The sequence below is a fragment of the Mucilaginibacter sp. P4_G9 genome, from assembly GCF_056400985.1.
The window spans coordinates 1-1,738 of sequence record NZ_JBFUKF010000673.1 but is presented as its reverse complement, the minus strand read 5'-3'; the positions used below and the strand labels follow the sequence as shown (position 1 = coordinate 1,738).

Annotated in this window: 1 protein-coding gene; it reads right to left on the bottom strand. The window is 37.5% G+C overall.

Features of this window, described 5'->3' with window-relative positions; genetic code table 11:
- A partial coding sequence (locus tag AC1DPZ_RS26605) for a ligand-binding sensor domain-containing protein (protein WP_477409180.1) occupies positions 1-1,699 on the bottom strand: 1,699 nt, incomplete at its 3' end.
- Positions 1,700-1,738 lie beyond the last annotated feature (39 nt).

Here is a 1,738-nt window from a genome sequence, read left to right as displayed (position 1 = left end):
TGCTTATCCAGATCAGGCCATCTGTATCTTCAAGAATATTATTGGTATTATTATTAATCAGGCTGTTGGGATTATTATCATCATGTAAATAGTGTAGAAACCGATGGTTTTTTTTCAGTAAGAGGTCTAAACCATAAGCCGTTACAATCCATAAATTTTTATGCCTGTCTTCAATTACCGAACTTATATAATTGGAATGAATAGTGTTTTTACTCATATCTCCTTCAAACCGGTAAACAGCTACAACATTCCTGTTTTTATCAAGGATATTCAAACCGGCCGATATGGTGCCCACTAACAAATTGTTTTCACTATCTTCTGCTATGATGCAAACTCTGTCTTCAGATATGCTGTTGGCATTGGCATCAGAATGCTTGTAGTGTTTAAAAACATTGCCATCAAAACAATCAAGACCACCATAGTAGGTGCCTATCCACAATTTTTGTTCATGATCTATAAACAGCTTAACTATCACGTTGTTGGTAAGGCTGTTTTTATTGTCGGCGTTGTGCAAATATTGCTTAAAAGTGTCTGCCTTCCTGTCCCAGTAAATTAGCCCTCCCCCATTGGTGCCAATCCATATATTGCCCAGTTTGTCTTCGGCAAAGCTGTTAACATCGCTAAACGGCAGGCTATTTTTATCAGATAGATGATGTGTATAATTGGCAAACTTAATAATGCTTTGATGATAATAGCTAATCCCATGCTTATAAGTACCGCACCAAATAATACCTAAATCATCCACATAAACACAGATGATACTATTTTGGCCTACTGTTTTATCATCGTCTTCGCGGTTAAGCAGGTATTGAGTTTTAAAATCCTGCTTGTTTAGCAAATTTATACCGCCATGGTCGGTAACAATCCACATCCTGTTTTGAAAGTCTTGCGTTACGTCTGATATTACATCGGTATTTATATTGCCGGTTGATTTTAAAAGATGCTTAAATATTTTGTTTTTGAGGCTGATAAAAAATACCCCTTTTGAGTAACTGGGGACAAAAGCCCAGATATCATCCTGCTTATCAATAAATATCTTATAGGTTGTGCTTAAAGCCGCAGGTAGCTGGCCCAGTTTTAGCCTGTAATTAACTTTATAGCTCCGGGGATCGAGCCGTTCTAATATGCCGGAACTGGATACAACCCAGATATTTCCTTTTGAATCAACCGACAGATCGGTAACCAGGTTTGAATAAATAGAAGTAGTATCGCCATCCTTATGAACCAGTTTGATAGTCTCTTTTGTTACGGGATCATACTTAAAAATACCCTGGTTTTTATTGTGTTCCAGGAACCAAAAGTTGCCGAACCTATCCTTTTTAATGGCTAAAATGTACGTATCATACACTTTAATTTTATACATAAAATCCTTCAGATTTTTGCTAAACTTTTCTGTAGCAGGATCATATATGTTAAAACCCGTACGGGTCTCTATCCACAATTTATTTTCGGGACCGGGGTTTATGCTTACAATATAATCGTCATCTAAGGTTGTGGTATCGCCGTCAATGTGTTTAAAGGTTTTAAAGCTATAGCCATCGTACTTATTTAAGCCCGATAGTGTGCCGAACCACATAAACCCCTTTTTATCTTTATAAATGCAGTTTACCTGGTTATGCGACAGGCCCGCTTTGATATCGAGGTGCGAAAAAAGTAACTGGTTATTTTGCGCGTTTACCGTACGCAGCACAAACTGCATCAAAAAAATCAATAGGAAAACCCTAAGCCTCATGGCGGT